This is a genomic window from Paraburkholderia sp. 22099 (assembly GCF_052045835.1).
Taxonomy (GTDB): Bacteria; Pseudomonadota; Gammaproteobacteria; order Burkholderiales; family Burkholderiaceae; genus Paraburkholderia; species Paraburkholderia terricola.
This window is the reverse complement of sequence record NZ_JBQEPU010000008.1, coordinates 22610-46682: the sequence shown is the minus strand read 5'-3', so window position 1 is coordinate 46682 and position 24073 is coordinate 22610. Positions and strand designations below refer to the sequence as shown.

Below are 24073 nucleotides of genomic sequence, written 5' to 3'. Positions count from 1 at the left end.
GTCCTCGTCACACTATCCCAGCCTGTCTTCGTGAATTGAAAGTAACATCGTCGGACTTCAGGGAGCGTTTCGAGTGAACCATGTTTGATACCGTGCTTCTGCGATCCTTCGTGACCGTCGTTCAGGAAGGCGGCTTCACGCGCGCGGCGAACCGTTTGCATCTGACCCAATCCGCGATCAGCGCGCACTTGCGGCGGCTCGAGGAACAGGCCGGAAAAAGCCTGCTGTTTCGCACCACGCGCTCGGTCACGCTGACATCGGACGGCGAATTGCTGATGGGCTACGCGCGCGCCATCCTCGCGCTCAATCAGGACGCGCTCACGCAACTGACCCGCGTGTCGCCCCGAGGTCCGATGCGCATCGGGCTCTCCGAGGACATCGTCAGCGCCGCGTTGATGCAGGCGCTGCAGCGATTCGCCGCCAGCCGCCTTGGCCTGACGGTCGACGTCAGAGTCGGCATTCCCGCGCATCTGCTGCAAATCATGGACGAAGGCGAACTCGATCTGGTGATCGGCGGCCGCTGCCACGACGCGCGCCCCGGCCGCCTGCTGTGGCGCGAACCGCTCGTCTGGGCGTTCGCCGAAGGCGCGGCGCTCGACCCCGCGCTGCCGGTGCCGCTGGCACTCTTTCCCGAGCCCTGCCCCTATCGCGAAGCGGCGCTCACCGCGCTCGCGCAAGCCGGCGTAAGCTGCCGCATCGCGATGGTCTGCCCGAGCAGCGCGGGGCTGCGCGCCGCGGCACTGGCCGGCTTCGCCGTGATGCCGGCCGTGCGCGGCCAGTTGGGAAGCGGACTTCGGGCGCTCGCCGGCGAGCCGCGGCTGCCGGCGCTGCCGAAGGTGGAATTCACCGTGTTCGCCGCGCCCCATGCCGCGCCCGCCACCGTCGATGAAATCTGCAACGCGGTGCTGCCTACTCCTGGCGATCCGAACTAACGCAAGTTCGCCCCGACAGCACGCGAGCGCAAGCTGCCAGCATGCCGCGTCAAAAATCGCGCGCCAACGTGCGCGCGGCGCCGAGCGCCGCAGCGCGGTCGGGCTCGCCGTCCGCCCCGAAGAGCGTCTTCTCCACCACGATCGGCTGCACGTCCGTCACGCCGACGAATTTCAGCCACATCTCCATGTACGGCCGTTGCAGGTCGTACTCACGCGCCGGCGTGAACGACCCCGGCGACGCGTAATCCAGGCCGCGCGCGTAAACAACCGCCGCCTTCTTGCCGGCCAGCTTGCCGCTAAAGCCCGCGCCGTCGAACGTGAACAGCACGTCTTTCTGCGAGATCACGTCGATCAATTGCTTGAGGCGGTACGGTATGCCGAAATTCCACAGCGGCACGCCGAACAGCAGTTTGTCGGCCTCCTGAAACGGCGCCGCGAGCGCTTCGATTTGCCGCCACGCCGACGCCTGCTGCGGCGTCAATGCGTCGCCACGCAGACCGGCGTACTTGGCCGCCAGCGCGTCGCCGTCGAACTCGGGCAGCGTGAGCGCCCAGATGTCCAACGTCTCGATCGCGTCGCCGGGATGCGCGGCTCGGTACACGTCGAGAAACGCATTGCACACTTCAATGGATGCCGAATGCTGCTTGCGCGGCGAGCATTCGATGTACAGCAGCTTGGCCATGACGTTACGCTCCGCTCCTGGGATGAAAGAAGACACCGAGGTCGGGACGACGACGTCGCCCGATGCGTAGAGGGTATGGCCGGAGCGCGGGACGGACAAACGAAGAAAACCGGCCCGATTAAGTGGCTTTGGTGATGAATGGCGCCCAACCCGCCGGGGAGAAGCGTCTCCGAAACGCATCATCTGAACATCTTTGCGACGGAATTAAAACTACGGATCTTCGCTGAAACAGGCGATTGAAACGACGCGCGGCGGGAGAGCGCCCGTCAGGCGGGACCGGACAGCCGCCGGACCCCGCATCTGAAGGCGCGAGGGGGAAGCGCTCAGGAAGCGGCTGGAATGCGCCGCGCCATTGCACCGCGAGCGCCGGGCTCCGCACCGGAACTCGCGCGGGCCAAGCGTTCACGTCGTCAAGGCGTGGCGGCGGCCCGCCCCACGGGCTCGGCAAAACGCACGCCGGGGGTGGCGCGCAGCACGGCGATCTGCTTCGACGTATCGGCACTGGCCTGCATCGACGCGAGCGAATAGACGCCGGCTTCGCTCGGCCCCGCGACGATCTGCAATTGCAACTGAGCCAGAACGGACTGCAGCCGACCGATCGGCATGGCCGGATCGACCACGAGCCGCACGGTCGGCGCCGCGCTCGCGTCCTCGGCCTGCGACAGCGTGCGATATTGCGCCGGGGGCGGCCGGCTGAACCATTGCCCGCCCAACACGGCGAGCGCGCCGGCCTGGAGCAGCACCGCGGCGGCGAGCCCATACGACAACACCGCGAGGCGTCCGCGCGACGCCCAGCCGGTGAGTTTCGCCGACGGCGCGGGCGAGTGTTGACCGGCATCGTCGAAACGCTGCCAGAAATGCGCAAGACCGCGCTCGGCGGCACTGTCGGCGGCCGCGTCCGTCGACTGTTCCTCCGTCGACATCGCGATGTAAACCTTGCGCTGAAATTCCCACTCGGCCCGGCACCGCGCGCACTCCCGCAGATGCGCCTCGACGGCACGGCGCTGGTGTTCCGACGCGCTGCCGTTGAGCACCCAGGGAATCGACTCCCATGCGTGCCGATGCACAGCGTCCCTATCGACCGGAGGATTCACTTGTCGCTCCTCCTGAAACCGGCCCGCGCCGGCCGGCGGTCGAGCGGTTTTCCCGCGCCGCGCGCGGCGGCTAAAACGCGGCTCTGGTTGACTCCCTGGCTCGGCATGCGGCTGTCCTCGAACGTCCTGATCCCAATGTTTGGACGTAAGTGCCCGCCGCCGCCCCTAAAGTTGCGGCGCGGCAAAAATAAAACGGTGCGGATCGCGGAACGCATCCCTGCCGGAGCGCCACATCGACATTGACGCGCGGCGCGGCGCGTCGTGCTTGCGGTTCGGCTAGATGCGCGGGGGTTCGGTCCCCGTGGCGCGGATGCCAGTCATGCGATGGGACAATCGAGGTTTGCGCTGCCGCGGCGCATCGGCGCCCAGCCGATGACGAATCTCGCATTGAACCTCGCATTGCAGCGCGGCGAACGGGGCTTCTCGCGGGCACGCAAGCTGCGCGGCGCGGCCAACCGATGTATCGTTACGTCGATTGTCGGCTGTCGCGTCGACTGCGAGCCGAGCCCGTTACATATGATGAATTGCTGAATACTCTTCGATACATGAAACCTTTGAAGCGCTCGTCCCGTGCCGGCGAACCGCGCGACGTCGACGGCGATGCGCCCCGGCTCGCACTCACTTATCCGCCGGAGCAGTTTGCCGCGTTGCTCGAAAAGCACTTCGAGCAGATTCGCGGCTACTGCGCGCAACTCGACCTGTGTCTGTCCGAACACCGCTATGCGGATGCGCTGTCGATCGCTCGCCAACTCACGGGCACGGCGCAATGCCTCGGAACATCGGGCGACGACATCGCCGTGTTGCGCGAATACGAACACGCGCTCGAACGCCAGGAGGCCGACGCCGTCGAGCGGGCCGGCGGCGAGGCGCAAATCGTCGCCTTCCGTCTGTGCGTCGCCATCAAGGAAGCGCTCGCGGAGCGGTCGGCGAAACGCGACCGCTCCGACTGACGCATCGCTTCACGCACGCGCGCTTCGTCGCGTGTGCCTTATATCGGCCGACGCGCCGGATCGAAGCACGGCGGCCGACAGCAACGCTTCCACGAATGAACACGCATGCCCGCGCGGGTCAGCCCGAATAGAGCTCGCTCGCGCGCACTCGTTGCACTTGCCGCCGCGCGCCGCCAAAGACATGCTCGACGATTTCCGGCGAATAGCGATAGTTCCACCTCAGTTCGACGCCGGGCTCGATATCTCTTCGAGCGAAGAACGCGCGGATCGAAAAGTGCCGGCCGCAGCGTGACGACGCATCGAACGTCTGCGCCTCCATGTTGTAGCCGTCGTCATCGGCCTGGGCAACCGGCACGCCTTCGGCGTCGTAGGCGAGGGACGTGTTCGCCATCGCCAGAATGTTCTCGCCGTCGATGAAAGCGACGCTATCGCCCGAATTCGCGCTGAGCACGAACGACTCCTCGACGCACGAGAAAAACATCGCCGCGCTCATGAGGCGTCCGCCGTAGACGCCGAGACATTCGCCCGCGTGAATCGCCCGCGCCGCGAACGCGCCGCGCTCGCCGATCAGCGCGTGCTCGCGCGCATCGCGCAAGTCAGCGGGGCTGATCGTGCGACAGTGCATTGCGTTCGCATAGGCTTCGGCGCGCACGCGATCTGGCAGAGCCGGATCGATATAGGGCTGCACCGCGGCGAGACGCGAGTCCGCCGTCGCATCCGTCGTGCCCTGCTTCGAGCGCAGCGCGACGATGTGAACCGGGTTCGCGAACTCATCGCGATACGGATAGCGCGCGTCGATTTGCGGCGAGTACGGCAGACGCGCAATCGCGTGGTCGCGTTTGAACGCTTCGAAGGCTTCGCGCAGCGACTGCAGCGCTTGGCCCGCGGCGAGCGTGTCGCCGGCCAGCGACGCGTCGATTTGCGCCTTCAACTCGGGCACGATGTCGAAGATGGCTTCGTGCCGCGCCGCCAGTCCCGGAACGCGCGCCGCCTCGGCAATGCGCTCGCGAATCGTGTCGACAAGCGCTTGCGCGCGCGGTTGGATCATTGCTGTCATCGGGCCTCGCCTTGCCGTATCCGGCTGGAATCGCTTCTATGAATAGCGCGACGTTAGCCAGTTCGACCCTCGTCCGCGCGGCACGGCGGCGAAACGGCTGCGCCGGCAGCGAAGTCGTCACGACGCTTCGTTTGCGGCGCCACGGCGTCGCCGCGCGCGCGGGCGGCGCGGGCCGCGCGGGTCTACGCTCCGATATCCGCGCGAGCCGCAAACCGGCCGCTCATCACATCGCGAATGCGCGCATCCGCGGCACAAGGAGCATCCGATGCCCGATCGAATCACTTCCTCGCCCAGCATTTCGACCGTCGATAGACCGGACACGGCGCCGGCTCAGGACCACGCCGCCGCGCGAGGCAATCGGCCTTCGCGCGCCTTGAGCGCCGGCTTGCAGGAGGGGCCCGGAAGCGCGGCTTCGTTGCAGCGGCGAACGCAGGGTGCGCCCGCGCCGCGCACGTTGCGGCGCACGCTGTCGCATAGCGACATCACGAATCGCGTCGCCGCCTTCTCGCGCCGCTTCCAGGCGGATCAGGAAACGCCGCCCGCCGCGCGGTTCAGCGTCACGCGCGCGCGTGAGGTAGAAGAGCGGCCAGCGCCGCCAACGCAGAGGGATGCAGCGGTGGAGCACCCGGCAACGGCGTCGTCGACCGGCAACGCGAGCAATCCGCCAAACGCAACCAGCGCGACGACAACGGAGACCACGGCGACCACTCCTGCCGCGCCCGCTCCCGCGCCCGGCCAAACCACCGCCGGCTCGCATGAGGCTCAAAGCGGCCACGGCGCTCCCGCCTACCCGTATCCGGTGCCATATTTCGGTCCGCATCTCGGGCCGAGCTACGCGTCTTACGCGTCCTATGCGTACGCGCCGCACATGCAACCGTGGGCGGCGCCGTACCACGCGCCCTATCATTCGAACTGGAACTGGACGGCCCAGCATACGCATCCCGCAACGGCGTCCGCGTTCTCGCCGCACGGATACGCGGCCTACACGCAACCGCAGCACTGGCAACCGCAGCCGACCTGGGGCATGCCCTCCTATCACAGCCGGGTAGTCGGCGCGAACAGCCGGTTCGGCTTCAGCTACGGCTCCGGCGACGGTCCCGTCGGCAAGCAGATGCACATCGGCTTCCATTTCAACGGGCGCTTTCGCACGTTGAGCTTCGGGCTCTATCCGAGCGCGACGCGGCCGTTCTTCGTCTCGACGCAAAGCGGCCGCATGAACGCGACGCCGCCTGCCTGGCCCTCGGCGGCTCCGTGGCACACGCCGCCCGCCTATCACTACGGTCCCGCCGCGCATGGCCATCATGCGGCTTACGCTGCAAGCGGCGCGGCGGCGGCCTCGAACCAGCGCGCTGAAGGCGAACCGGCGCAAGTCGCCGGTCACACCGCCGGCGCACATGCGGCGCGCCCTTGGCACACGGTGCTCGGTGTGCCACAAGATCAAGCGACGGTCGAGTTCGTGACGCGGCGCTATTTCAGCAAGAAGCGTGTGCTGAACCCGGAGACAGCCAGCGGCAAGATCGCACTCCTCGAACTCCGTGCGGCCTACGAAAGCGCAATGGAAGCGCTTGCCGTTCGCGCGTCGTTGGAAGAGACGCCGCGAGCGAATGTAGGCTGAAGCTCACCGCGTCTTTCATCGTTGGAGGGCTCAAGACGAGAAAACGCGCCCCGCGGGGCGCGTTTCTCATCGACGCCGGCCGACGCGCGAGCGCCGGTCAGCCAGGCAACGCTCAGTGCACCGCGGCGTCCAGCGGACGCCCGGTGTGATCGACGCCCGCGTTCGCATACGCTTCATCGCGCGCGGCGCGCAAGGCCTCGGGATCGATATGCGGACCGTCGTTGACGCGACCGTCGCCCGACGAACGCAAGCCCTTTTCCACGAAGTCGCGAGTCAGCACGTGCTGTTCGAAAGCCCGCACCTTCGGACGCGCCTCCGTGAGCACGCGATCGTAGTTGCCCGTCTTCACCGCGACACGCGCTTCCGGCGTCAATTTGTCGAGCAGCGGCTTATACATGTTGCCGGTTTCCGCCCAGGTGTCCTTGACCTGCGGATTGAGCGCGTCCGAGCCGAACAGGAAGCGGTCCGGAAACTCGTTGATGAGCGCCGCCCACGCATGCACGGATTCGTGATCCGGCACTTCGGTGCCGTCGGGCTGCGTCTTCATGACGATCTGACGGGCCACGCGCGACCACGAAATATCGATGTGGATGTGGCTCATCTGCGGATCGGAGAGGATCGTGCGCAGGTTGTTCGCGTGGTCGATCGGCTTGCGCACGAAGCGTCCGATACCGCCGCAATGCGCCCAGATCAGCGTGGTCTTGCTGGTCTCCGGCGACGCGAAAAGCTTCTTGAGATCGTTCAGATACTGCGGCTGGCCGATGCCGTTGGCTCGCTGGTTCTCCGTCGAATCGACGTCGCAATGCAGCACCACCGGCATGCCGATCACGCCGGCCGTCGCCACCAGTTGCTTGAACGACTGCACGTTGTTGGTCAGGTTGGCCTGCCGCGATCCCTCGTATTGCTGCTGCACCAGTTCCTTGTGGATCGTCACTTCGCCTACGCCGGTGAACATGCCGGGATGCGTCGCGAGCTTGAGCAGCAGCGCTTGCGGACTCAGCGGCGAACCCAGGTGCAGGCCGGTCACCATCGGGTCGAGGCGGTCGCGTTCGGCATGCGAAAGCTGCGCGATCTGCATGAACAACGCGGTGTCGGCATCCACCTGCTGGTTCAGCATCAAGTGCGCGCCTTGCGTGATTTCCTTCTCGACCTCGGGCGTCAATTCATGCGGCTGAATGTTGGTGTGCTTCTGCTGCACGTAGTACGACTCGGCGGGAATCTTGTTGTGGTTCGGCGCGTGCGTGTGCTCGTCATGGCTGCCGCACGGCATCACGTCCGTCGGGATCGGCGACATCACGCTGCGGTGGATGCCGACCTCGTCCATCATCTTCAGCATCTCGCGCGGCACCATGCCCTGCTGCACGTAGTTCGTCGGGTGGAAGTGCGAATCGGACATCCAGTCGCCGGTCGCGTTGCGGCTCGCGTGCGCATTCTCCAGCGGGTGCTGCGCGAGGGTGTCGACGGTGGCGGTCAGCATGGCGGACAGCTCGGGCGTGCCGCGCAACGCCTGCGAAACCGCGCGCTTCTGCCCCGCCGCGCCGGGCCCTGCGGGAGACACGTCGAAGCCTCGCACCGACACGCTGTTGTCGTCGAAAAAGCGCGTGTGAGCGCGCAGCAGCTTGTCCGCGCCGGCCCGCACCGGCGGATTGGCGGTCTCGCCGCCGCCGGTGGCGGCGCGTTTGGGCGCCGACGGCTGCGGGCTGCCGGTGCCGCCCAGCGACGTGGCGCCGCGCTTGCGCGACGTGCCGCCGCGGCGCGCGGCGGGTTGGCCGGCGCCGGACGAGCCGGCCTCCGAGGTGTGATCGGTCGCCGGCGTATGAGCCGAATTGATGCGAGTCATGTCTTTCTCCAAGAGAGTTTCGGGGTGGCGCGCGAAAGCATGCTAGGCGTCACCCGGTGCTCTCCTTCGCAGCGGCAGCGAAACATGGCATCCCTTAACGAAAACCTCGCGAAACCTCGCGCAACCCCGCGAAACCCGAAGAAACGCCGACGCAACCCGGCGCCACTTCGAGGAAACCCGTGCAGACTCATCGATATCCGGCCCTTCGACACCTCACGCTTTCGAGCGCAGCAGTTCACGCTGCGCGAGCACGCTTGCCGAAGCGACGCCGCCGATCGGCGTAATCACGCCCGGTGTGCTGTGCACGCGTCCCGCCACTTCGTTGACCGCGATCCGCTCCGGCAGCCACGACGCGCGCTCGCGCAACATGGCGTCGAGCGGACGCGACCAGTCCTCGCCCTTGCCGCCCGCCCCTTGCGCGGCGGCATCGTGCATGCGTTCGAGCGCGCGATAGACGTCGCCGCGCCGCGCGTACTCCGGCTTCAGGCGGCGCCGCACGAGGAACGTGTGATTCGAGCGCTGATGGCTCTGCAGCATCGCGAGGTCGGCGTTCATCTTGACGACCGCCGTCGGATAGTCGCAGTTGTGATTGTTCCGGTACATCTCGATCCATTCTTCGCGCGAGCTGTTGACCGCCGCGACAAAGGCGTTGAACGACGCGAACTGCTGGTCCGCGAAGCAGCCGCGATTGAGCAGCCGCCCCTCGCGCTCCGGCAGCATCACGCGCGCGGCAACGAGCCGCTCCGGCAACGCGCCGCCGATCCCGAGCGGCGACGCGCCCGGCAACCCGCCCGTCAGATCGCCCTTGTGCCACGCCGGGCCGACGCCGACCGTGCCCTGCGTGGAGACGCGCACGCTCGATGTCACGGTGCGGCGGTCGTAGCGGAGCGAACCGGTTGCCTCGTTGACGGCCGTGTCGTTGCGGCTGTTCAGGTCCACGGTCACCGTGCCGTCGAGCCCTAAGGTGCCGCGTCCCTTCGACTGCGGACCGGACACCGACGCGCCGCCCGTCGCCTGAATGCTCTGGCGCGACGCCTTGGTCTTACCGTCCTGCCAGCCGATCGAAATATCGGTGCGGTCGCCGATGCGCGCCGCGAGACGCTCGAACAGCGAGGTTTCGGCGCCCTTCTCGCGCACCGGTTCGCGCGCTTCCTCGAACAGGAAGTCGACCATGTCGAGCACGGTTTCGGTGGTGCGCGGATCGTCGTACTTCATCGCGACCCAGTCGAGGTTCTCGTCGGTCAGACGCTCGCGCGCGACGCGGATCATCACGCCGCGCGGCTCGCGCAACTCGCGATCGACCGGCGCGATGCGCAGCGAGCCGCCCAGGCGCAAGCCGCAGAGCCAGTCGAGACGCCTGGCGTAGCCGATGCGCGCGCCCACCTTGAGCTGCGAGCGCTTGATATGTTCGGTGCCGATGAAGATATCGAAGCCGACGTTATTGCGCTGCAGGGTCACGAGGGCGCGGCGGCCGCGGTAATGCCCAACCGTGAGTTCGCCTCCGAACGGCAAGTGGTGATGCAGCCCCTTGGTGGCCGAGACCGACAGACCGCGCGTGCTGAAGCCGTAGCGCGCGCCGTCCGCGAAGGCGACCTGGGTCGATTGCTGTAGATCGTTGATCAACTGACGCAGCACGGTTCTGACTTCCGCGCGGCCCAATTTCTCGGGCTTGAGCGCCTTGGCCTCGCCGACCTTCTCGGCTTGCGCGAACGCGGTTTTCACGTCTTGCCAGCGATGGACCTGGAAGCGCTTCGCGCAGTCGCGCAACGCGCCGAGGTCGAGCAGCAAGGGCGCGTCGTCGCGTTGCGCGACGCTCGGCACCGGCTCGCGATTTTCCAGCGCGGCCCTGGTGGCTTCGTCCAGTTCGAGATCGCCGATGTGCGCCGCGGGCCGCGCGGCAATCGCCTCCAGCGCCGCCGCCGCGGCTTCGCGCGCGCGCGCCTCGGGACCGTCCGGCGCGCCGGTCGCGAGACGCGGGTTGCGCAGCGAGGCGGCGAGGGTCGCGCTGGCCGCCTTGAGCGCGCCGGCGTAACGGCTCGCCTCTTTCGTGTACGACGCGAGCGCCGCGCTCGACGTGCCGAGCATCATGCTGCGCAACGCGGACTTCTTCATGCCCCACATGCGCTGAAAAAACCAGTTGGCCTTGTCGAGCCGCAACATCCCGCGCGTCACGAAACGATTCAGCCGCGTTTGCGCCTGCTTTAGCGGACTGCCTGGCGCGTCGCTGCGAAACGCCTGGCGCCACGCGAACAGCGCCGCGGCATCGCGCGGCGTGCTCGAACCCGACAGCGCACGCAGCACGCGCGGAGCGAGGTTGCCTTTGTCGTCGACCGTGGCGTGCGCGGCGGCGAGCGCCGCATCGAGGTCGGCGGGCGGCTCGGGCAACGCCTGCCATGCTTGCAGCACCGCGAGCGCGGCCGCATTGTCGGCGCCCGATGCGCCGCTTTGAGTGAGGTTCTTCAGTAGGTCGAAGCCCAGGTGGGTGTTCGCGAGCGAGCGGGCAATGCGCCACGCGTCCGCGTGCGCCTGATTGACCGGCGCGTGAGACGAAGTGGGATCGAGCGTATCGGCCGCGCGGACGTTGCCGTGGTCTTGCGTGATTCCGCTTGCGTCTTCCGACGTGATTTCCTCGGCGGATGCGTCGGCTGCATAGCTCAGCGGGAGAGGGTTGCCATTCCGCGGTGACTGAGGGGGCGTCGTCGTGGCCGAGGCGTGCTCGGCGTTCGGGTCGAACGCCGCGGCCCGCTGCGCGATCTCCTGGATGCTCACTACTTCGGGCAACGCCTGCAACGCCGCCGCCGCGCGCGCCGGTTCGTTCGAGCCGAGCGCGGAGAGCACGGCGTAGCCGAGCATCAGCGAAGGCGCGAATCGGTGCGTGCCTTCGGTTGCGGATGGATCGGTTGGCTCGATGACGTCGCCCGTGGCGGCGTGGACGGACCCCGTTGACTGCGCCGCCTGGGCCAGCAAAGCGGATAGGGTGGCGACTGGATCGGCTGGTGCGGGAGGGCGGTTGGCGTTGTTGTTCTGGTTGACGTTGTTGGTGTCGTGAACGTTATCGCTAACGTGTAGCTCGTCGCTACCGTTGACGTTGTTGCTGCCGTTGACGTCATCGCTTCCGTGTACGTTATCGTCCCCGTGTATGTCATCGCTTCCGTGTACGTCGTTGCTCCCGTGTACGTTATCGCTTCCGTGTACGTCATCGCTTCCGTGTACGTCGTCGCCCCCGTGTACGTCGTCGCCCCCGTGTACGTCGTCGCCCCCGTGTACGTCATCGTCCCCGTGTACGTCATCGCTTCCGTGTAAGTCATCATCCCCGTGAACGTCGTTGCTCCCGTGAATGTCGTCACCCCCGTCGACTTCACTCCCCTCGTTAACATCACCCTCCTCGCGCACCCCGCTTGCCGTCCCCGCCCCGCTGCCGCGCGCCGCGCTGAAATACTCCCGCACCCAGCTATCCAGCCCCTCCCGATGATTCAGCCAATGCTCGAGTTCGGCCGCATCGCGCGGGCGTCGATTTGCGTGCGCGGCGTCGACGTTCGCCGACTTGTCCGCGCGCTTCGCCGTGAACTTGCCGATCGTCTTGGCCAGCATGCGCTGCGCCTTCGACGCGCGCCGCTGGGCGGATGCGCTCGTACCCGGCGCCGGGCCCGCCTTGCTCGCCTCGCCCCACGCGCCGGACGGATCGAGCGGACTAGCCGGTTTCTGCGGCGCGATCCGCACGGCTTGTGCCGGAAAGGAGCGGCCGAACCTGTTCGCGCGCACGAACGGCATGCGCCACTCGGTCTCCACGAGCGCGCGGCGATCCGTCGGCACCTTGGCTGACGCGTAGGGCGGACGGCTCAATCCAAGCAGGCTCTTGAAGCGCTCGCGCGTGGCCGAGAAGCCGGCCTTGATGCCCGCGCGCGCGCCGCCCGACGATGGTGGCGGCGCGCCCGCTCCCGTCGAGCCAACGGGACTCGCGGTCGGCACCACTGTGGTCGACGTATGCGGCGTGCCGCGCAGCACCGCGGTCGTATTCCTCACGAAGCTCCTGAAGTCCATCGTCGTTCCTCCTCCAATCTCGCCGATTATCGGGACCATATATGTCACGCCCGGCCCAGCGGCGAAATCATATCGACCGCAACGAAACTTCCGGTTTTTCGGCCGCGCCAGCGCATCGCGCGTGATTTCGCCAGCACGCACGGCATTTCGCAGCGGCCGGCCCAAGGTCGATGCTTCACGCCGCTACCCTGTCGATACCCCGGCGCCCTTGCTTCGACCTTGCATTCCTGCGAGCCGCCGCGAGACTCGCGCAAGCCGCGGCCGCCTGCGTGCAACGTCCACTCCTCACCACGACGCCCATGAACCCTCCTAACGTATCCAGTTCGAACCGCGCGCACTCGACCGTCGCCACCGACGAAGTCAGCGTCGACACCGCGCCGAACGCCACCTCTTCCGCACGACCGGAGCCGACGCGGCCCGCCACGAGCCGGCGCAACGATAGTTTCTGGGCGAACATGAAACGCAAGCTCGCGCCGCGGCCCGTCACGATCTCGAACTCGCTGCTCGGCAGCATCACGCGCACGCGGCCCACGCCCGCGCGCGCGCGCGTCGGGGTGACGCCGGATCAGCGGCATCAGCCCGATCCGAATGCGACGCCGCCCTCGGCCGTCGCGAAGCACAAGCACAACGCCGCCCTCGCGCTGGCCGGCGCGACGAAGGCCGCGCCGGTCGCGAATATCGTCGGCATGGGCGGCACGGAAGCCACTGCGGCCCAACTGTTCAATCCCGCTGGACCGGCGGCGCAACGCCAGCTCCCGCAGGACATCGCCGGCTATTTGCGGCAGCATCTCGGCGCACCTGATGACGCCGATGCAGGAGCGCAGCTCGAGGCGTCAGCCCGGCAGGAACTGGTGCTGCGCCGTCTGCATCAGGCGTTCGGCGCGCACGCCGAGCCCGCGCGCGCGGCGCTCCAGGATCTCACCGGCGCCGAGTCGCTGCTGGAAGTGCAAGGCGGAGCGTTCGAACTGGCGCGCCGGCTCGCCGCGTCATCGCTCGGCTACGGCGCGTTGAGTGAACTGCGCGGCGGCATCGCGACGGATGCGGACCCGGTCACGCGAGCGGTGCGCGACGACGCGACGAAACTGTCGCTGCGCGCGGCCAACGCGTTGATCGCCGCGCTGCCCGAAGGCCATCCGCCTCCCAGCAACATGGACGACGTGGTGCGCCTCGCTCTCGCCGCGCTTCCCGAGCACGAGCGTCCGACGGGCATCACGGGCGTCCCCGCGCCATTGCGGATGAACGGCGACGTGAGCGTGCCGGCGAAGGCGCTGATCGCGGCGCTGCAACTCGCCGAGGACCCCGCCGCCGAACCGCAGGGACACCTGAAGTCCGCCTATTTCACCTGGCGCTGCGGCTTCACCCACGAGGGACCCGGCACGCCGCTCGCGCGCACCCAGCACCGCCTGATGAAGCTGTCGCGCTATGCGCGGCGCGCGAGCCAGCCGGGCATGCTCGCCAATCTGAGGCGCATGTTCGGCTTCAACAAGTCGCCGATGTCCGCACTTGCGCTCGGCACCGGCGGCGCGAGCCTGCGCCATCCCGAGGACGATTTGCAGAAGGCCGACGTGATCTGGCAGTTGGCCGGCGCGCTGGCGGAGCGCGCGCAAACGCGGAGCGCGGGACCGCTCGAGCCGCGCATTGCCGACGCCGTGCAAGCGGCCACGCTGGAAGCCTGGTATCAGCGCGTGGCGCACAAAGGTTGGCGCGATCAGACGAAGGTGCCGAAGCACATGCGGCACGCGATCGCCGCGCGCGCCGCCGCGTTGGCGGGCGTGAGCGAAGGCGAGATCAAGCTCAGTCGGGAATATGCCGCGCTGAAATCACGCGCCGGCTCGCGGCTCACGACCGATACGCTGACAGGCTTGATCGACCAGTTGGAAGCCAGGCAGCCGCGCGAAGCCATCCCGTCCGGCAGACTGCAAATCGTCCCGGAAGAAATGCTGGACCCAGAACTCGAAGACATCGCGAACGACCCGCATGACGCATCCGGCCCGGGCGGCCAGATCGCCGCCTCGCGGGAGAGCGCGGCCTCGACGGCCGCCAGGCTGAAAACCGCGCTGACGCAACTCAAGACGCTCGAACGAAACGGCGAGGCGTCGCCCGATACATCCACGCCGCAAACCGTGCTCGAGAACTTCAAGCGCGTGATCACCGAACCGCGCATGACCTACGACGTGCGTCTGTCGGACGGCGGCCAGTTCGGCATCAACACCGGCGTGGCCGAACTGCTCAACTTGCCGGGCGCGAGCAAGCTGCCGTTCGTGCTCGCCGGGCCCGACGTCAAGGTCATCCACGGCCGCCACGCGATGATCAACGGCGGTTCGTCGGCGAATCACGGGCAACTGTTCGTCGGCAGCGATCGACGCTGGGCGTCGCATGCGGGCGTGAGCGCGGCAGGCGGCGTCAATCTGTTTCACAAGAGCTTCCAGGTGATCGGTTCGGCGCAAGTCCTGCCGGCCGTGTTCGACATGTCGCAGCCGAAGGGCGTGATGGTGCGCGCGCGGCTTCAGCCGACCGGCACGTTGCCGGCCGGGCAGCAGCCCGCGGGCGAGCCCGACCCGTGGCGCGCGAAGATGCTCGGCGTGATCGACGCGGCAACCGCGAGCGGATCGAACCACGGTCTGCCGCGCGACGCGGGGTCGATGTGGGACGCCATTGCTCACTCGTTCTACAAGGACCCGGACGTGTCGGTGAACTGGCTCGACTCCAAGGCGCAATCGCTTTCGACGACGGTCAGCGCGTCGGCCGGTGCCCGTTACGAACACGATGGATACAAGATCGGCCCGTCGCTGCAGGCGGGCGGCACGAAGACCTGGTTCACGCGCACGCGCCGCCAGGAAACCGGTCCGTTGAAAGCCGAGTTCGCGGGCAGCAGTAGCTCGCGGATGGCGGCTGCATCGGCGACGCTCGTCGCCGGCCTCGCGCCGCAAGGCAATTTCTCCGACGAGACCGGCCATGTGAAATCGGTCGTGCTGCCCAATGTCTCGATCGTCGGCTTCGGCACCACGGTGCTGCAATCGGAAACCGGCTCGACATGGCGCATCGCCGAGGAAGACGGTCACATCGACGCATCGCTCAGCTATCGCGACACCACCTTCACGAGCATGAAGGAGTTCAAACGCTATGTGGATAGCCGCCGCGCCTCCTGGGACGACACGTACAACAGGCAACCCGCGGGCGCCGCGCAACCCGAACCGATCGACGAGTATCTCGCGCGCGCCGAGCACGACGCCGACCGCGGCAATCAGCTCTTTGCGGAGCGTGTCTGGCTCAAGCCCGACGCGGCGCGCACGATCAACGTGCTGCGCGAATTGCGCGACGCGGTGGTTCAGCCTGGCGCCAGGCCGGACGCGCGCGAGGCTGCGGAAATCAACACGCGCAATGCGCAGATCGCCACGCTGCTCGAGGCGGACGACAGTTGGGATAACCGCTTCCTGTACACGCTGGAAACGAACGGCACGTCGCGCACGCTCGGACCGAGTTTCCTCGCGACGCTGCAACGCGTCACCGAGGTCTCCCATCCGCGTCAGTTGAGCGTGCTGCGCGCGGAGCGGCCGGTCGCGCCGCCGGAGCCCGAGGGTTCGTGAACGTTCCTGATCGTTGATCGGTTGCCGGTTCGCCGGTCATGGCGGCGCCGCGCGTTTCGCGCGGCGCCGCATCGTCTCTCCCCCCGTGGGCTCCTCTGCCCTGCGACGCCATCCCCGCCAACTCCCCGCCAATTCGCCGCCACGCTTGGTGTTTCGTTTACCGAAACAGCCCGACCCATCGAGTCTCTTACGCTTGGTTACGGGACGGTTGCCATGCTGCGACCGTCGCGCGGCCACCAGGATTTCATACGCGCAGCGTGCTCAAGCCGCTGCGCTTCTCTCATCGTCTACTGTAAGAGGCTATTCATGAGCAAGGTTACCAACGACTCGGGCAACAGTGCCATTCAGGCCGATATCCAGCAACTGGAGTCGGATCTGCAAGGCGGCGGCAAGCTCAGCAACAACGATATCGAGAAGCTGCTCGAACTGATTCTCGCGATCATCGAACAGAAGCTGGGCGGCAGCTCGCAGAGCGGCAACACGTCCACGGGCGGCGGCGATAACTCGACGCAAGATCCGGGCTCCACACAGGATCCGGGCTCGACGCAAGATCCGGGCTCGACGCAGGACCCGAGCTCGACGCAGGACCCGAGCTCGACCCAGGACCCGAGTTCGACGCAGGATACGTCGGGCGATAACACCGTCGATTCCAGCAACAATTCGAACGACGTGCAAAGCCAGATCATGTCGCTGTTGCAGCAGATCCTGAAGATGCTGCAACAGTCGTCGCAAAACGGCCAGGGGCTCGACAAGCAGACCGGACAGATCGTCGATGATCTGCTCAAGCTGCTGCAACAGATCGAAGGCGCGCAAGGCGGCAACCAGGCCGGCGGCGGCGGCGACCCGAGCAAGGGCGGCGGCGATCAGACCTCGCAGATCCAGCAGTTGCTGTCCGAAGTGATCCAGTTGTTGCAACAGCTTCAAGGGTCGTCGCAAACCGACGGTTCGAACAGCGGCGACACCGATCCGAACAGCACGAATGATCCGAGCACCGATCCGAGCAACACCAGCACGAACGGCACGGACGGCTCGAACAACAACACGAACGGCACGACCGATCCGAGCACGCTCACCAACGAGTTGCTCAAGCTGCTGTCGCAATTGCTGCCGCTGCTCACCAAGGCGATGAACGAGCAAACGTCGAAGACCTGAAGCACCTTCATCCACTTCGTCGCGCGGCCTCGCCACGTCGCCATCTGAACGGCCCCGCTCGCGTGGGCCGCGCGCATTGAGGAGCAAACAATGAGTATATTTTCAAAGATCAAGCATGCGTTCCAGCATCTTGGCCACGATATCGAGAAGGCTGCGAAGGCAGTCGTGCACGGCGTCGAGCATGTGGCCCACTCGCTGGAGAACGACCTCAAGAAGGTGTTCCAGGACGCGCTGGCGATGACCGAGGCGTTGATGCAGGGCAATCTGAAGCTGGCGATGCAGGACCTGCTGAAGACGGCCGAGGATGTCGGCAAGACGGCGACGGACGCGGCCACCGCGAGCGCGGAGGCCACGCTCGAGGGTTTGCAGGGACTGCATCTCGGCAAGGGTTTCGACAAGGTGTTGAATAGCGTCGAAAAGGAAGTCGAGACCGTCAAGAGCGATGTCAACAAGGGCCTCGATGCCGCGGCGGAGGACCTGGTGTCGTCCGTCGAAGGTGTCGTGTCCGGTTCCGTGAGCGCATTGAAGGATCTTGCGCATGGCGACCTCCACGGGATGATGAACGACCTCGCGAAGGTCGGCGAGGATGCGATCCAGGTCGCCGCCGACCTGACGCCCGAAGGGCTGGGGGCGACTGTCGTGGCCTCGACGCTCGCCGCGGCGCATATCGGCAACGCCCAGCTCGATGAAACCATCGCGGCCGCCATGCATGGCGGCGTCGGCAAGGTCGTCAAGTCGGTCACCGAACTCGAAGTGGGCCAGGGCGCGCAGAAAGTCGGCGAGAAGCTGATGAGCAGCGGCGGCGACCCCACCACGGCAGCCACCACGGGCGGCGACGTGCTGGCGCTTGCCTCGATGGTGCCTGGCGGCACCGGCCGGCGCGGTGGACGTCGCGGCTCGGAAGGCTCGCATGAAACCCGTTCGGCGGGAGGTGAAACACCGAAGAACGGCGGGGCCGACGGGCACGAGCGCGACGGGAAGACCGAAACCAAGGCCGACTCCAAGGAAAAAACGGACGACTCGAAGGAGAAGGAAAAGGACGAGAAGACTCAGCAGGCGGGACCGCCGCCGAACACGCTCGATACGCTGTTGCTCAGTTATCTCGCCGACAACCATCGGCGTATTGCCTGACGATAGATAGCGGGTTTTTCAGGTCGTAGTAAGAATGCGGCCCGCACATTGTGCGGGCCGCATTCGTTTGGGAAAACGGAAGGCATATTTCGCGGTATTTACGCGATTGCCGGTTCTACTACCGGTTATGTGATGCTCTCCGACAGGAGAAGAAGGAGCGCCATCAAGAAAAAAGACATCGCACCATTGGCGTTATTGAACATAGGGACAGCCGTTGCGTTCGTTGCCTTCTACTCCTCTATTTCCTTCACCCAGGCTTCGGTAGCGAGTCTGGTCGAGGCTGCCGTTGGCCCGCTGTGGATCGTGATCTTTTCACGATCTTTGCGGAACGGCAGCGGTCAGTGGCGAGAATTGACAGTGGCGACGATCGTCCTGGCGTGCGCGGTTTTTTCCGCAACAACGACTATGCAGACGTACACGATTGCAGACGGTCTCGGACTCGCGCTTGCGCTCATGGCGGGCGGCGGCGCGGCACTGGTAGCGATCTGGTCGCGGAAAGCCGACGCGTTAGGCATTTCGCCTCAACTCATCCTCGCACACCGATTTCACGGCACCTATCTCGTCGCATTGGCCTTGCTCATGTTCCATGGCGGCGTGAATATCGATGCAAGCCATCTCGCGCGCGATTTTCTGATCGCCTGCTTCGGCGTCGTCGGTCCGATGTATCTCCTGCAATTGGGCATGCAGCGCTGCGAACCGATCGCGACAATGCTATGCCTCAGCGTCGTTCCTCTCGCCACCTATGGATTCGAGCTTGCACTGGGCGGAGCATTCCACTGGAGCACGCTCCTGTTCCTCTCCTTGGGCGTGACCTGTTCCAGCACCTATCTGATCTTCAAAGGTTCGTTCGAGCGGCGCAATGCAAAGCAAGCGTTAGGGGCTAGCCCAAACTGACCGGCACAACCTTGGCCGGCCCGCCGTACTCAGGCGAGCCCCAACAATCCCACGCGTCGGGCCGAACGCATCGACTCAATGCTTGTCGTCCGAAGCCGTGCTGACGTTGCCGCCCGCACCGCCCGCACCGCCCATGCGCCGCGGCGGCAACCCGACGAGTTGCGCGACACGAGCCGCACCAGACTGTCCAGGAAGATTCATCGCACCCGAGGGCGGCGGCGGCGGTGGCGGCGCAAAGCCCGACCCATCCCCGTTACCGCCGGGCACGCCATCCGCACCACCCGGCGCGCCGTTCGAAGGCCCGCCCGCCGCCGCCGACAACACCCGCGGCGTCAACAGAAACAGCCGCTGAAACCGCTGTCCCTGATGCTTGCGATAGCGGAACAAGCCGCCTATCAACGGAATCTTCGAAAGCCCAGGCACCGCCGTTTCGGTGTGATCGTCCTGATCCACCGAATAGCCCGCGATCAGCAGACTGTCGCCCTCGTTGATCAGCGCCTGCGTGTCGATCGTGCTGTTGCTCACGACCGGCAACTGCCCGACTTGCTGGTCGGTGAGCTTGCCGTCCTCGATATGCACGTCCATGCGAATCTGCTCGCCATTGCCCGCGCTCACGATCGACGGCAGCACGCGCAGCGACACGCCCGCTGAAACGCTATACAGGTCCGCCGACTGATACCCCGACACCTGCACATAGAAAGTCTGCTTGTTGTCCATCAGCGCCTCGACATTGTCGAGCGTCTCGACTTTCGGGCTCGCCGTGATGCGCGCCTGGTCGGTCTGCTGCATCGCGCTGATGCGGGTCAGCAGATAGCGTCCTGCGCCGCCGACCACGGCGGTCAGCACACCGCCCGCCGGCGTCGCCAGCACGCCGGCGGTGGCCGCGTCGAGCGGGTTGCCAAAGCCCTGCGGATTGAGCGAACCGGGGTTGCTGGTCTGCGATTGCTGGCCATTGCCGGTTTGAATGTCGACGTGCCCGGAATGCAGCCGCCAGTCGACGCCGAGTTCCTGCAACGCGTTGTCCGTGATCTCGATGATGCTGGCGTCGATTTCGAGAATGCCCGGCCGCGTGTCGAGCGATTCGATGAGCGTGCCGAACGCGGCCATGTTCTCCGCGCGGTCGCGCACCAGGATCGAATTGCTGCGCGAATCCGCCTCGATGGTCGGCGCGCCGCGCGCAGCGGAACTCTGCCTCGCGCGGCCCGCCGTGGACAGCGCCGTGCCGTTGTTGTCGCGCGCGGAGGCGGGCTCGGCATCCGCGATATTTCCGGCAGGCGGCGGCACCGCGCCGTCACCCGAGCCCGCATACGACTGCGCCGCGCCGAGGCCGGGCAGCGTCGGCAACGGCGGCAGGTGCGAGCCCCCTTGCGTTCGCGTCGCGCCGGTCGTCATGCCGTCGTCCTGCATCTCGCGCACGCTCGGCACGCGGTAGGCGTCGCGCCGCGCGGGCGGCGGATCGCCGCCCGCGTCGCCGTTGGCGGGCACCCCCTGGCCATACAGCGTGCGCAGCAACGACGCGACGCCTCGCACGGTCACGCCGCGGCCGTTGATGGTGATGGTCCGGTCGGTCGCCCATGCGTAGTGCAGCGGAAAGCGTTGCACGACCACCTTCGCGCCGGACACCGATTTGTGATCGATCAGATGCGCGACATCGGTCACCAGTTCGACGAAGCGCGGCGGCCCCGACACCACCGCCGTGCCGGACACGCTGTCGTAGCGCACCGGAAAGCGCGGATCGTCGATCTGCAAGCGTCCGAGCGCGCGCCGCAAGTCCTCGGTACCCGCGTGGGTCAGACCGAGCGTCGCGCTGCGGGCTTCGTTGGCGCCGTAGATGCGCAGCACGGAGCCGTCGTAATACCAGAGCACGCCGAACGACTCGGCCATCTGATCGAGAAAGCGCTGCGGCGCGGCGTTGAACCGGCCCGACACGCTGCCTTCGACATGCGGCGAGATCCACGTCATCACATGCTGGCTCGCGCCGAAATCGCGCAGCACGTCCTTCAGGTCTTTATGGTCCGCGACGTATTCGAAGCGCGTGCCCTGCCACGCGACACGTTCTGCATGAGCCGGCAACGACGCAGCCAGCGCGCCGGCTGCGACGAGGGCCGCGCACAGCGTGCGCACACGGAGAGCCGCGCCGCGACGGGCGGAAACGATAGCTTTCATGGCGGCTCCGCTTAACGATGGATCGTCTCGGACGGCGATTCGTTGAACTCGCGGCGATAACCCTTCGCGAGCGCGGAACGGCTTTTCACACCCCAGCGGCTTGCCGTATCGAAGATCGAGCCTTGCATGCGCTCGTCGTTCAACAGGTCGTTGCGAATGCCTTCGAGCCGCAGCTTGCGGATCAGCGCACCGGGCGACATGCCGATCGAACGCTTGAAAGCCAGTTGCAGCGCGCGCTCGGTGACGTCGATCTGCGAGGCGATTTCGCGCGTATTCAAATCGGCGCGATCGAGGTTCTCGATGATGTAGCGATACGCGCGGCGATACTTCGCGGGCAGGCGCGCTGAAACGTCGTCCGCGGGCAGCGCGCGGCTCGCCGGCGATTGAATCGCGCCGAGGCCCGGTGTCTCGCTGCGCAGGCAGCGCAACGCTTCCGACGCGTAGCTCGCGTAAAGCTTGAGCGCCTCGGTCGGATTGCCGCGCCATACCGCGATCTTCGAGACGCAATACAGGTAGTCGAAATTGCAGCGGCGCGTGCCGGTATCGGCTTCGGCGCGGCTGATCTTGGCGAGCACCGAGTCGGCGACATCGTCGAGTCCGCCGGCCAGTCCGGCGAGCACGATGTCCAGCTTCGCGAGAAACGCCTGGCCCGCGCCGCGAAAATGCTGCGGCCGGCTGATCGCGTCGAAGAGCGGCGCGGCCGCAATGCGCTCGCCGCGCGCCAGCGCCGCGAGCTGTTCCAGATACTCGTGGCGCTGCGCGAGAAGCGCGGGCATCGGCGACATGAGGACCGTTGTCTCGGTGAGCTTGCGCGTCACTTCGGCGCGGTCGCCGGCACTCTGCGCGCGCGTCACGTGCGCCGAACTCCAGAAGGCGTGATCGCTCAGCGTGGTCGCCGTGCGAATGCGCAATTGCACGTCGAATTCGCGGGCGAGCAGCGCGATCACGAGCCGCCAGCCGGGTTCCTCATGCATGTCGGCGAGTTCGGCGGCTTGCACGAGCGCGTCGTCCGCATCGCGTTGACGTCCCACCTGATGTTGCACCATGGCCGAGGCGATCAATGCTTCGAGAACCTCCGCGGGACTCGCCGCCTCGTCCTGGACGATACGCGCAAAGCACTTGGCGGTGGCCGCGTAGCGGTCACGCATCATCAATTGCCAGCCGGTGTTGCGGCACGACATGATGCGCAGACGGTCGTCGTCGCCGACGATCGTTTTCTGAGCGCGCCGGTACATCTCTTCGGCATCCTGCTCGTAGCCGAGCAGAAGCGATGCATCGGCTACGGCGACGAGACGCGCGACGTCCGCGTCGTCCAGTTTGTGCGACGGGCGTTCGAGCACGTCGTCGACGAGGCAATAGCCGCGTTCCGACGCGCCGTCGAGCATGGCGGCCGCATACGCCGGCAAACGGTTCTTCTGCGCGAGCCCCGACGACAGAGCGAAATAGATTGTCGAAAACATGATGGTTCCACCTCAGGAGTGACCGATGTGGCGGACCATGCGATCCGCCCTGAGAACCTGTGGCCCCGACAATTCGCCGGGCACGGAAACCATGGTAGAGACATCGTGCTCAACAAAACTCAACAATCCGCAGGGGACTTCACAACAATGTTCAGTGCGCCGGTTCCGGCAGCATGCCCTTCGCCAACGCCGCCGACAGACCACCGAGCTGCACGTCGCCGACAACCTGCGAAGCGAACACCGCGACGAGCGCGATCAGCATCAGCACGCCGATCACGCCGCGCAGCGGCTGACTGAGCGAACTCGGTTCGAGCTTGTCGGCCGCGCGCGCGACGATGCCGAGGCCGAGATCGACCAGCACCAGCACCAGCATCACCGGCGTGCCGAGCTTGGCGAGCGCGGTCCAGATCGTGTCGGTGCGCTGGATCAGAAACGTCTCGGCCGAATTGGAGAGCGACGGATACAGCACATACGGCGGCCACCATTTGAACGATTGAAAGAGCGCGCCCAGCACGAACAGCATGCCGCCGCCGACATAGAAGAGCGTCACGACGAGTTGCAGCAGCAGCGTGGAAACCGGCGTGCTTTGATCGCCGCGCAACGGGTTGGTCATCTGCACGTTGTTGAAGCCGGCGAGGTCGTCGATCAAGGTGCCGAGCGACTGCGCGATCCAGAACACCGGCGCGGCGCAATAGCCGAACGCGAAACCGAGAAACGCTTCCTTGCAGGCCAGCACCAGCAGCGCCGCGCTGTTGAGCGAATCGAACGCCTGCGGAACCTGGCCCGCCGCGACGAACATCGTCAGCACGTACACCACGCCGTTGCGCGCGGTGCCGGGCAACGCGGTGTCGCTCGTCGCGGGCAGCAGGATGAACGTCACCATGATGCGGATGCCCGTGAGCATCAGCATGATGATGAGGTTGTGATACGCCTCGAAAAAGCCGAGCAGGGCCTCGGACCACGCGTGAAAATCATGTGTCATCGGCTACCTCGCGTAACGGCGCGCCAGCAGGTTTTCCGCGGCTTCCTCGTCGGCGGCGAGTTCGGCGGCCGTGGCGGCGGCCCGCACCAGGGTATCGAGCTTGCGGCGGCATTCGTCCACCGCGGCTTGCGCGCGCGCGAGCGCGGCTTGCACCTCGCCCACCTTCTGCCGCTGACGATCCAGCGCCGTGCGGCGCTTTTGCTCCGCCGCGCGCGCGGCTTCCAGCGCCTCCTTCAGCGGCGCGCGCCAGGCGTCGTGACACAGATAGTCGGAGGTGGCGACGCGCGCCTCGCCGTCGAGCAGGGCCACGATGCGCGCCTCGTGCTCCATGCGTTTTTGCCGCGCTTCGACATGCGCCTGCGCGGCTTCGTCGAACTGCGCCTCGCGCTCGGCGAGCGCCGCGCGTTCGCGCGCGAGATCGGCCTCGATGCGCTCGCAGCGCCGGACCTTGGCGGCGACGATGGTGCGCCACTTGCGAATCACGAGCGCC

16 protein-coding genes are annotated in these 24073 nt (G+C 66.6%); 7 read left to right on the top strand and 9 right to left on the bottom strand.

What is annotated here, in order from left to right:
- The first annotated feature begins 80 nt into the window (after nucleotides 1–80).
- Entirely contained in the window at nucleotides 81–932 is an 852-nt protein-coding gene (locus ACTJLC_RS09975) for a LysR substrate-binding domain-containing protein (RefSeq protein WP_440843757.1), read from the top strand.
- Nucleotides 933–981: 49 nt separating this feature from the next.
- On the opposite strand, the gene ACTJLC_RS09970 is transcribed toward ACTJLC_RS09975, so the two are convergent.
- On the bottom strand, nucleotides 982–1614 hold the full coding sequence (locus ACTJLC_RS09970) for an FMN-dependent NADH-azoreductase (protein ID WP_310129720.1): 633 nt from the start codon (nucleotides 1612–1614) through the stop codon (nucleotides 982–984).
- Between the two features lie 410 nt (nucleotides 1615–2024).
- Complete coding sequence (locus ACTJLC_RS09965) at nucleotides 2025–2708, bottom strand: zf-HC2 domain-containing protein (protein ID WP_154872250.1); 684 nt, start codon at nucleotides 2706–2708, stop codon at nucleotides 2025–2027.
- A gap of 545 nt (nucleotides 2709–3253) precedes the next feature.
- On the opposite strand from ACTJLC_RS09965, the gene ACTJLC_RS09960 reads away from it, so the two are divergent.
- Nucleotides 3254–3658 carry a hypothetical protein gene (locus tag ACTJLC_RS09960; RefSeq protein ID WP_310129722.1) on the top strand — a complete coding sequence of 135 codons (405 nt, stop codon included), beginning with the start codon at nucleotides 3254–3256 and terminating at the stop codon, nucleotides 3656–3658.
- A gap of 118 nt (nucleotides 3659–3776) precedes the next feature.
- Here ACTJLC_RS09960 and ACTJLC_RS09955 read toward each other — a convergent pair whose 3' ends face one another.
- Entirely contained in the window at nucleotides 3777–4715 is a 939-nt protein-coding gene (locus ACTJLC_RS09955; RefSeq protein WP_310129724.1) for a type III effector protein, read from the bottom strand.
- 265 nt (nucleotides 4716–4980) lie between these two features.
- On the opposite strand from ACTJLC_RS09955, the gene ACTJLC_RS09950 reads away from it, so the two are divergent.
- Complete coding sequence (locus ACTJLC_RS09950; protein WP_310129726.1) at nucleotides 4981–6330, top strand: hypothetical protein; 1350 nt, start codon at nucleotides 4981–4983, stop codon at nucleotides 6328–6330.
- A 112-nt stretch (nucleotides 6331–6442) separates the two neighbouring features.
- Here ACTJLC_RS09950 and ACTJLC_RS09945 read toward each other — a convergent pair whose 3' ends face one another.
- Entirely contained in the window at nucleotides 6443–8170 is a 1728-nt protein-coding gene (locus tag ACTJLC_RS09945) for an amidohydrolase family protein (RefSeq protein WP_310129728.1), read from the bottom strand.
- A gap of 213 nt (nucleotides 8171–8383) precedes the next feature.
- A complete protein-coding gene (locus ACTJLC_RS09940) occupies nucleotides 8384–12211 on the bottom strand; it encodes a hypothetical protein (RefSeq protein WP_440843753.1) in 3828 nt (1275 codons plus the stop codon).
- A gap of 299 nt (nucleotides 12212–12510) precedes the next feature.
- On the opposite strand from ACTJLC_RS09940, the gene ACTJLC_RS09935 reads away from it, so the two are divergent.
- From ACTJLC_RS09935 to ACTJLC_RS09920, 4 genes are all read left to right on the top strand, one after another.
- Entirely contained in the window at nucleotides 12511–15798 is a 3288-nt protein-coding gene (locus ACTJLC_RS09935) for a hypothetical protein (protein WP_440843751.1), read from the top strand.
- 306 nt (nucleotides 15799–16104) lie between these two features.
- On the top strand, nucleotides 16105–16950 hold the full coding sequence (locus ACTJLC_RS09930; RefSeq protein WP_310129733.1) for a hypothetical protein: 846 nt from the start codon (nucleotides 16105–16107) through the stop codon (nucleotides 16948–16950).
- A gap of 90 nt (nucleotides 16951–17040) precedes the next feature.
- Nucleotides 17041–18081, top strand: coding sequence for a hypothetical protein (locus ACTJLC_RS09925; RefSeq protein WP_154872260.1), 1041 nt, complete (start codon nucleotides 17041–17043; stop codon nucleotides 18079–18081).
- A gap of 132 nt (nucleotides 18082–18213) precedes the next feature.
- Complete coding sequence (locus ACTJLC_RS09920) at nucleotides 18214–18975, top strand: hypothetical protein (protein ID WP_310129736.1); 762 nt, start codon at nucleotides 18214–18216, stop codon at nucleotides 18973–18975.
- A 75-nt stretch (nucleotides 18976–19050) separates the two neighbouring features.
- Here ACTJLC_RS09920 and sctC read toward each other — a convergent pair whose 3' ends face one another.
- The 4 genes from sctC to ACTJLC_RS09900 all read right to left on the bottom strand — a co-directional run bounded on the left by sctC (nucleotide 19051) and on the right by ACTJLC_RS09900 (nucleotide 24066).
- Nucleotides 19051–21141, bottom strand: a complete 2091-nt coding sequence (sctC, locus tag ACTJLC_RS09915; protein WP_310129738.1) for a type III secretion system outer membrane ring subunit SctC — start codon at nucleotides 21139–21141, stop codon at nucleotides 19051–19053.
- A gap of 11 nt (nucleotides 21142–21152) precedes the next feature.
- On the bottom strand, nucleotides 21153–22601 hold the full coding sequence (locus ACTJLC_RS09910; RefSeq protein WP_073431563.1) for a helix-turn-helix transcriptional regulator: 1449 nt from the start codon (nucleotides 22599–22601) through the stop codon (nucleotides 21153–21155).
- Nucleotides 22602–22752: 151 nt separating this feature from the next.
- The gene (sctT, locus tag ACTJLC_RS09905) at nucleotides 22753–23583 is read right to left on the bottom strand and encodes a type III secretion system export apparatus subunit SctT (RefSeq protein WP_073431564.1); all 831 of its coding nucleotides are present in this window, start codon (nucleotides 23581–23583) and stop codon (nucleotides 22753–22755) included.
- 3 nt (nucleotides 23584–23586) lie between these two features.
- Complete coding sequence (locus ACTJLC_RS09900) at nucleotides 23587–24066, bottom strand: hypothetical protein (protein ID WP_310129742.1); 480 nt, start codon at nucleotides 24064–24066, stop codon at nucleotides 23587–23589.
- Nucleotides 24067–24073 lie beyond the last annotated feature (7 nt).

Excerpts from the sequence above, each read along its gene's own strand:
- ACTJLC_RS09975 (WP_440843757.1), top strand. The coding sequence starts at position 81 with ATGTTTGATACCGTGCTTCTGCGATCCTTCGTGACCGTCGTTCAGGAA.
- ACTJLC_RS09970 (WP_310129720.1), bottom strand. The coding sequence starts at position 1,614 with ATGGCCAAGCTGCTGTACATCGAATGCTCGCCGCGCAAGCAGCATTCG.
- ACTJLC_RS09960 (WP_310129722.1), top strand. The coding sequence starts at position 3,254 with ATGAAACCTTTGAAGCGCTCGTCCCGTGCCGGCGAACCGCGCGACGTC.
- ACTJLC_RS09955 (WP_310129724.1), bottom strand. The coding sequence starts at position 4,715 with ATGACAGCAATGATCCAACCGCGCGCGCAAGCGCTTGTCGACACGATT.
- ACTJLC_RS09950 (WP_310129726.1), top strand. The coding sequence starts at position 4,981 with ATGCCCGATCGAATCACTTCCTCGCCCAGCATTTCGACCGTCGATAGA.
- ACTJLC_RS09945 (WP_310129728.1), bottom strand. The coding sequence starts at position 8,170 with ATGACTCGCATCAATTCGGCTCATACGCCGGCGACCGATCACACCTCG.
- ACTJLC_RS09940 (WP_440843753.1), bottom strand. The coding sequence starts at position 12,211 with ATGGACTTCAGGAGCTTCGTGAGGAATACGACCGCGGTGCTGCGCGGC.
- ACTJLC_RS09935 (WP_440843751.1), top strand. The coding sequence starts at position 12,511 with ATGAACCCTCCTAACGTATCCAGTTCGAACCGCGCGCACTCGACCGTC.
- ACTJLC_RS09930 (WP_310129733.1), top strand. The coding sequence starts at position 16,105 with ATGAGCAAGGTTACCAACGACTCGGGCAACAGTGCCATTCAGGCCGAT.
- ACTJLC_RS09925 (WP_154872260.1), top strand. The coding sequence starts at position 17,041 with ATGAGTATATTTTCAAAGATCAAGCATGCGTTCCAGCATCTTGGCCAC.
- ACTJLC_RS09920 (WP_310129736.1), top strand. The coding sequence starts at position 18,214 with ATGCTCTCCGACAGGAGAAGAAGGAGCGCCATCAAGAAAAAAGACATC.
- sctC (WP_310129738.1), bottom strand. The coding sequence starts at position 21,141 with ATGAAAGCTATCGTTTCCGCCCGTCGCGGCGCGGCTCTCCGTGTGCGC.
- ACTJLC_RS09910 (WP_073431563.1), bottom strand. The coding sequence starts at position 22,601 with ATGTTTTCGACAATCTATTTCGCTCTGTCGTCGGGGCTCGCGCAGAAG.
- sctT (WP_073431564.1), bottom strand. The coding sequence starts at position 23,583 with ATGACACATGATTTTCACGCGTGGTCCGAGGCCCTGCTCGGCTTTTTC.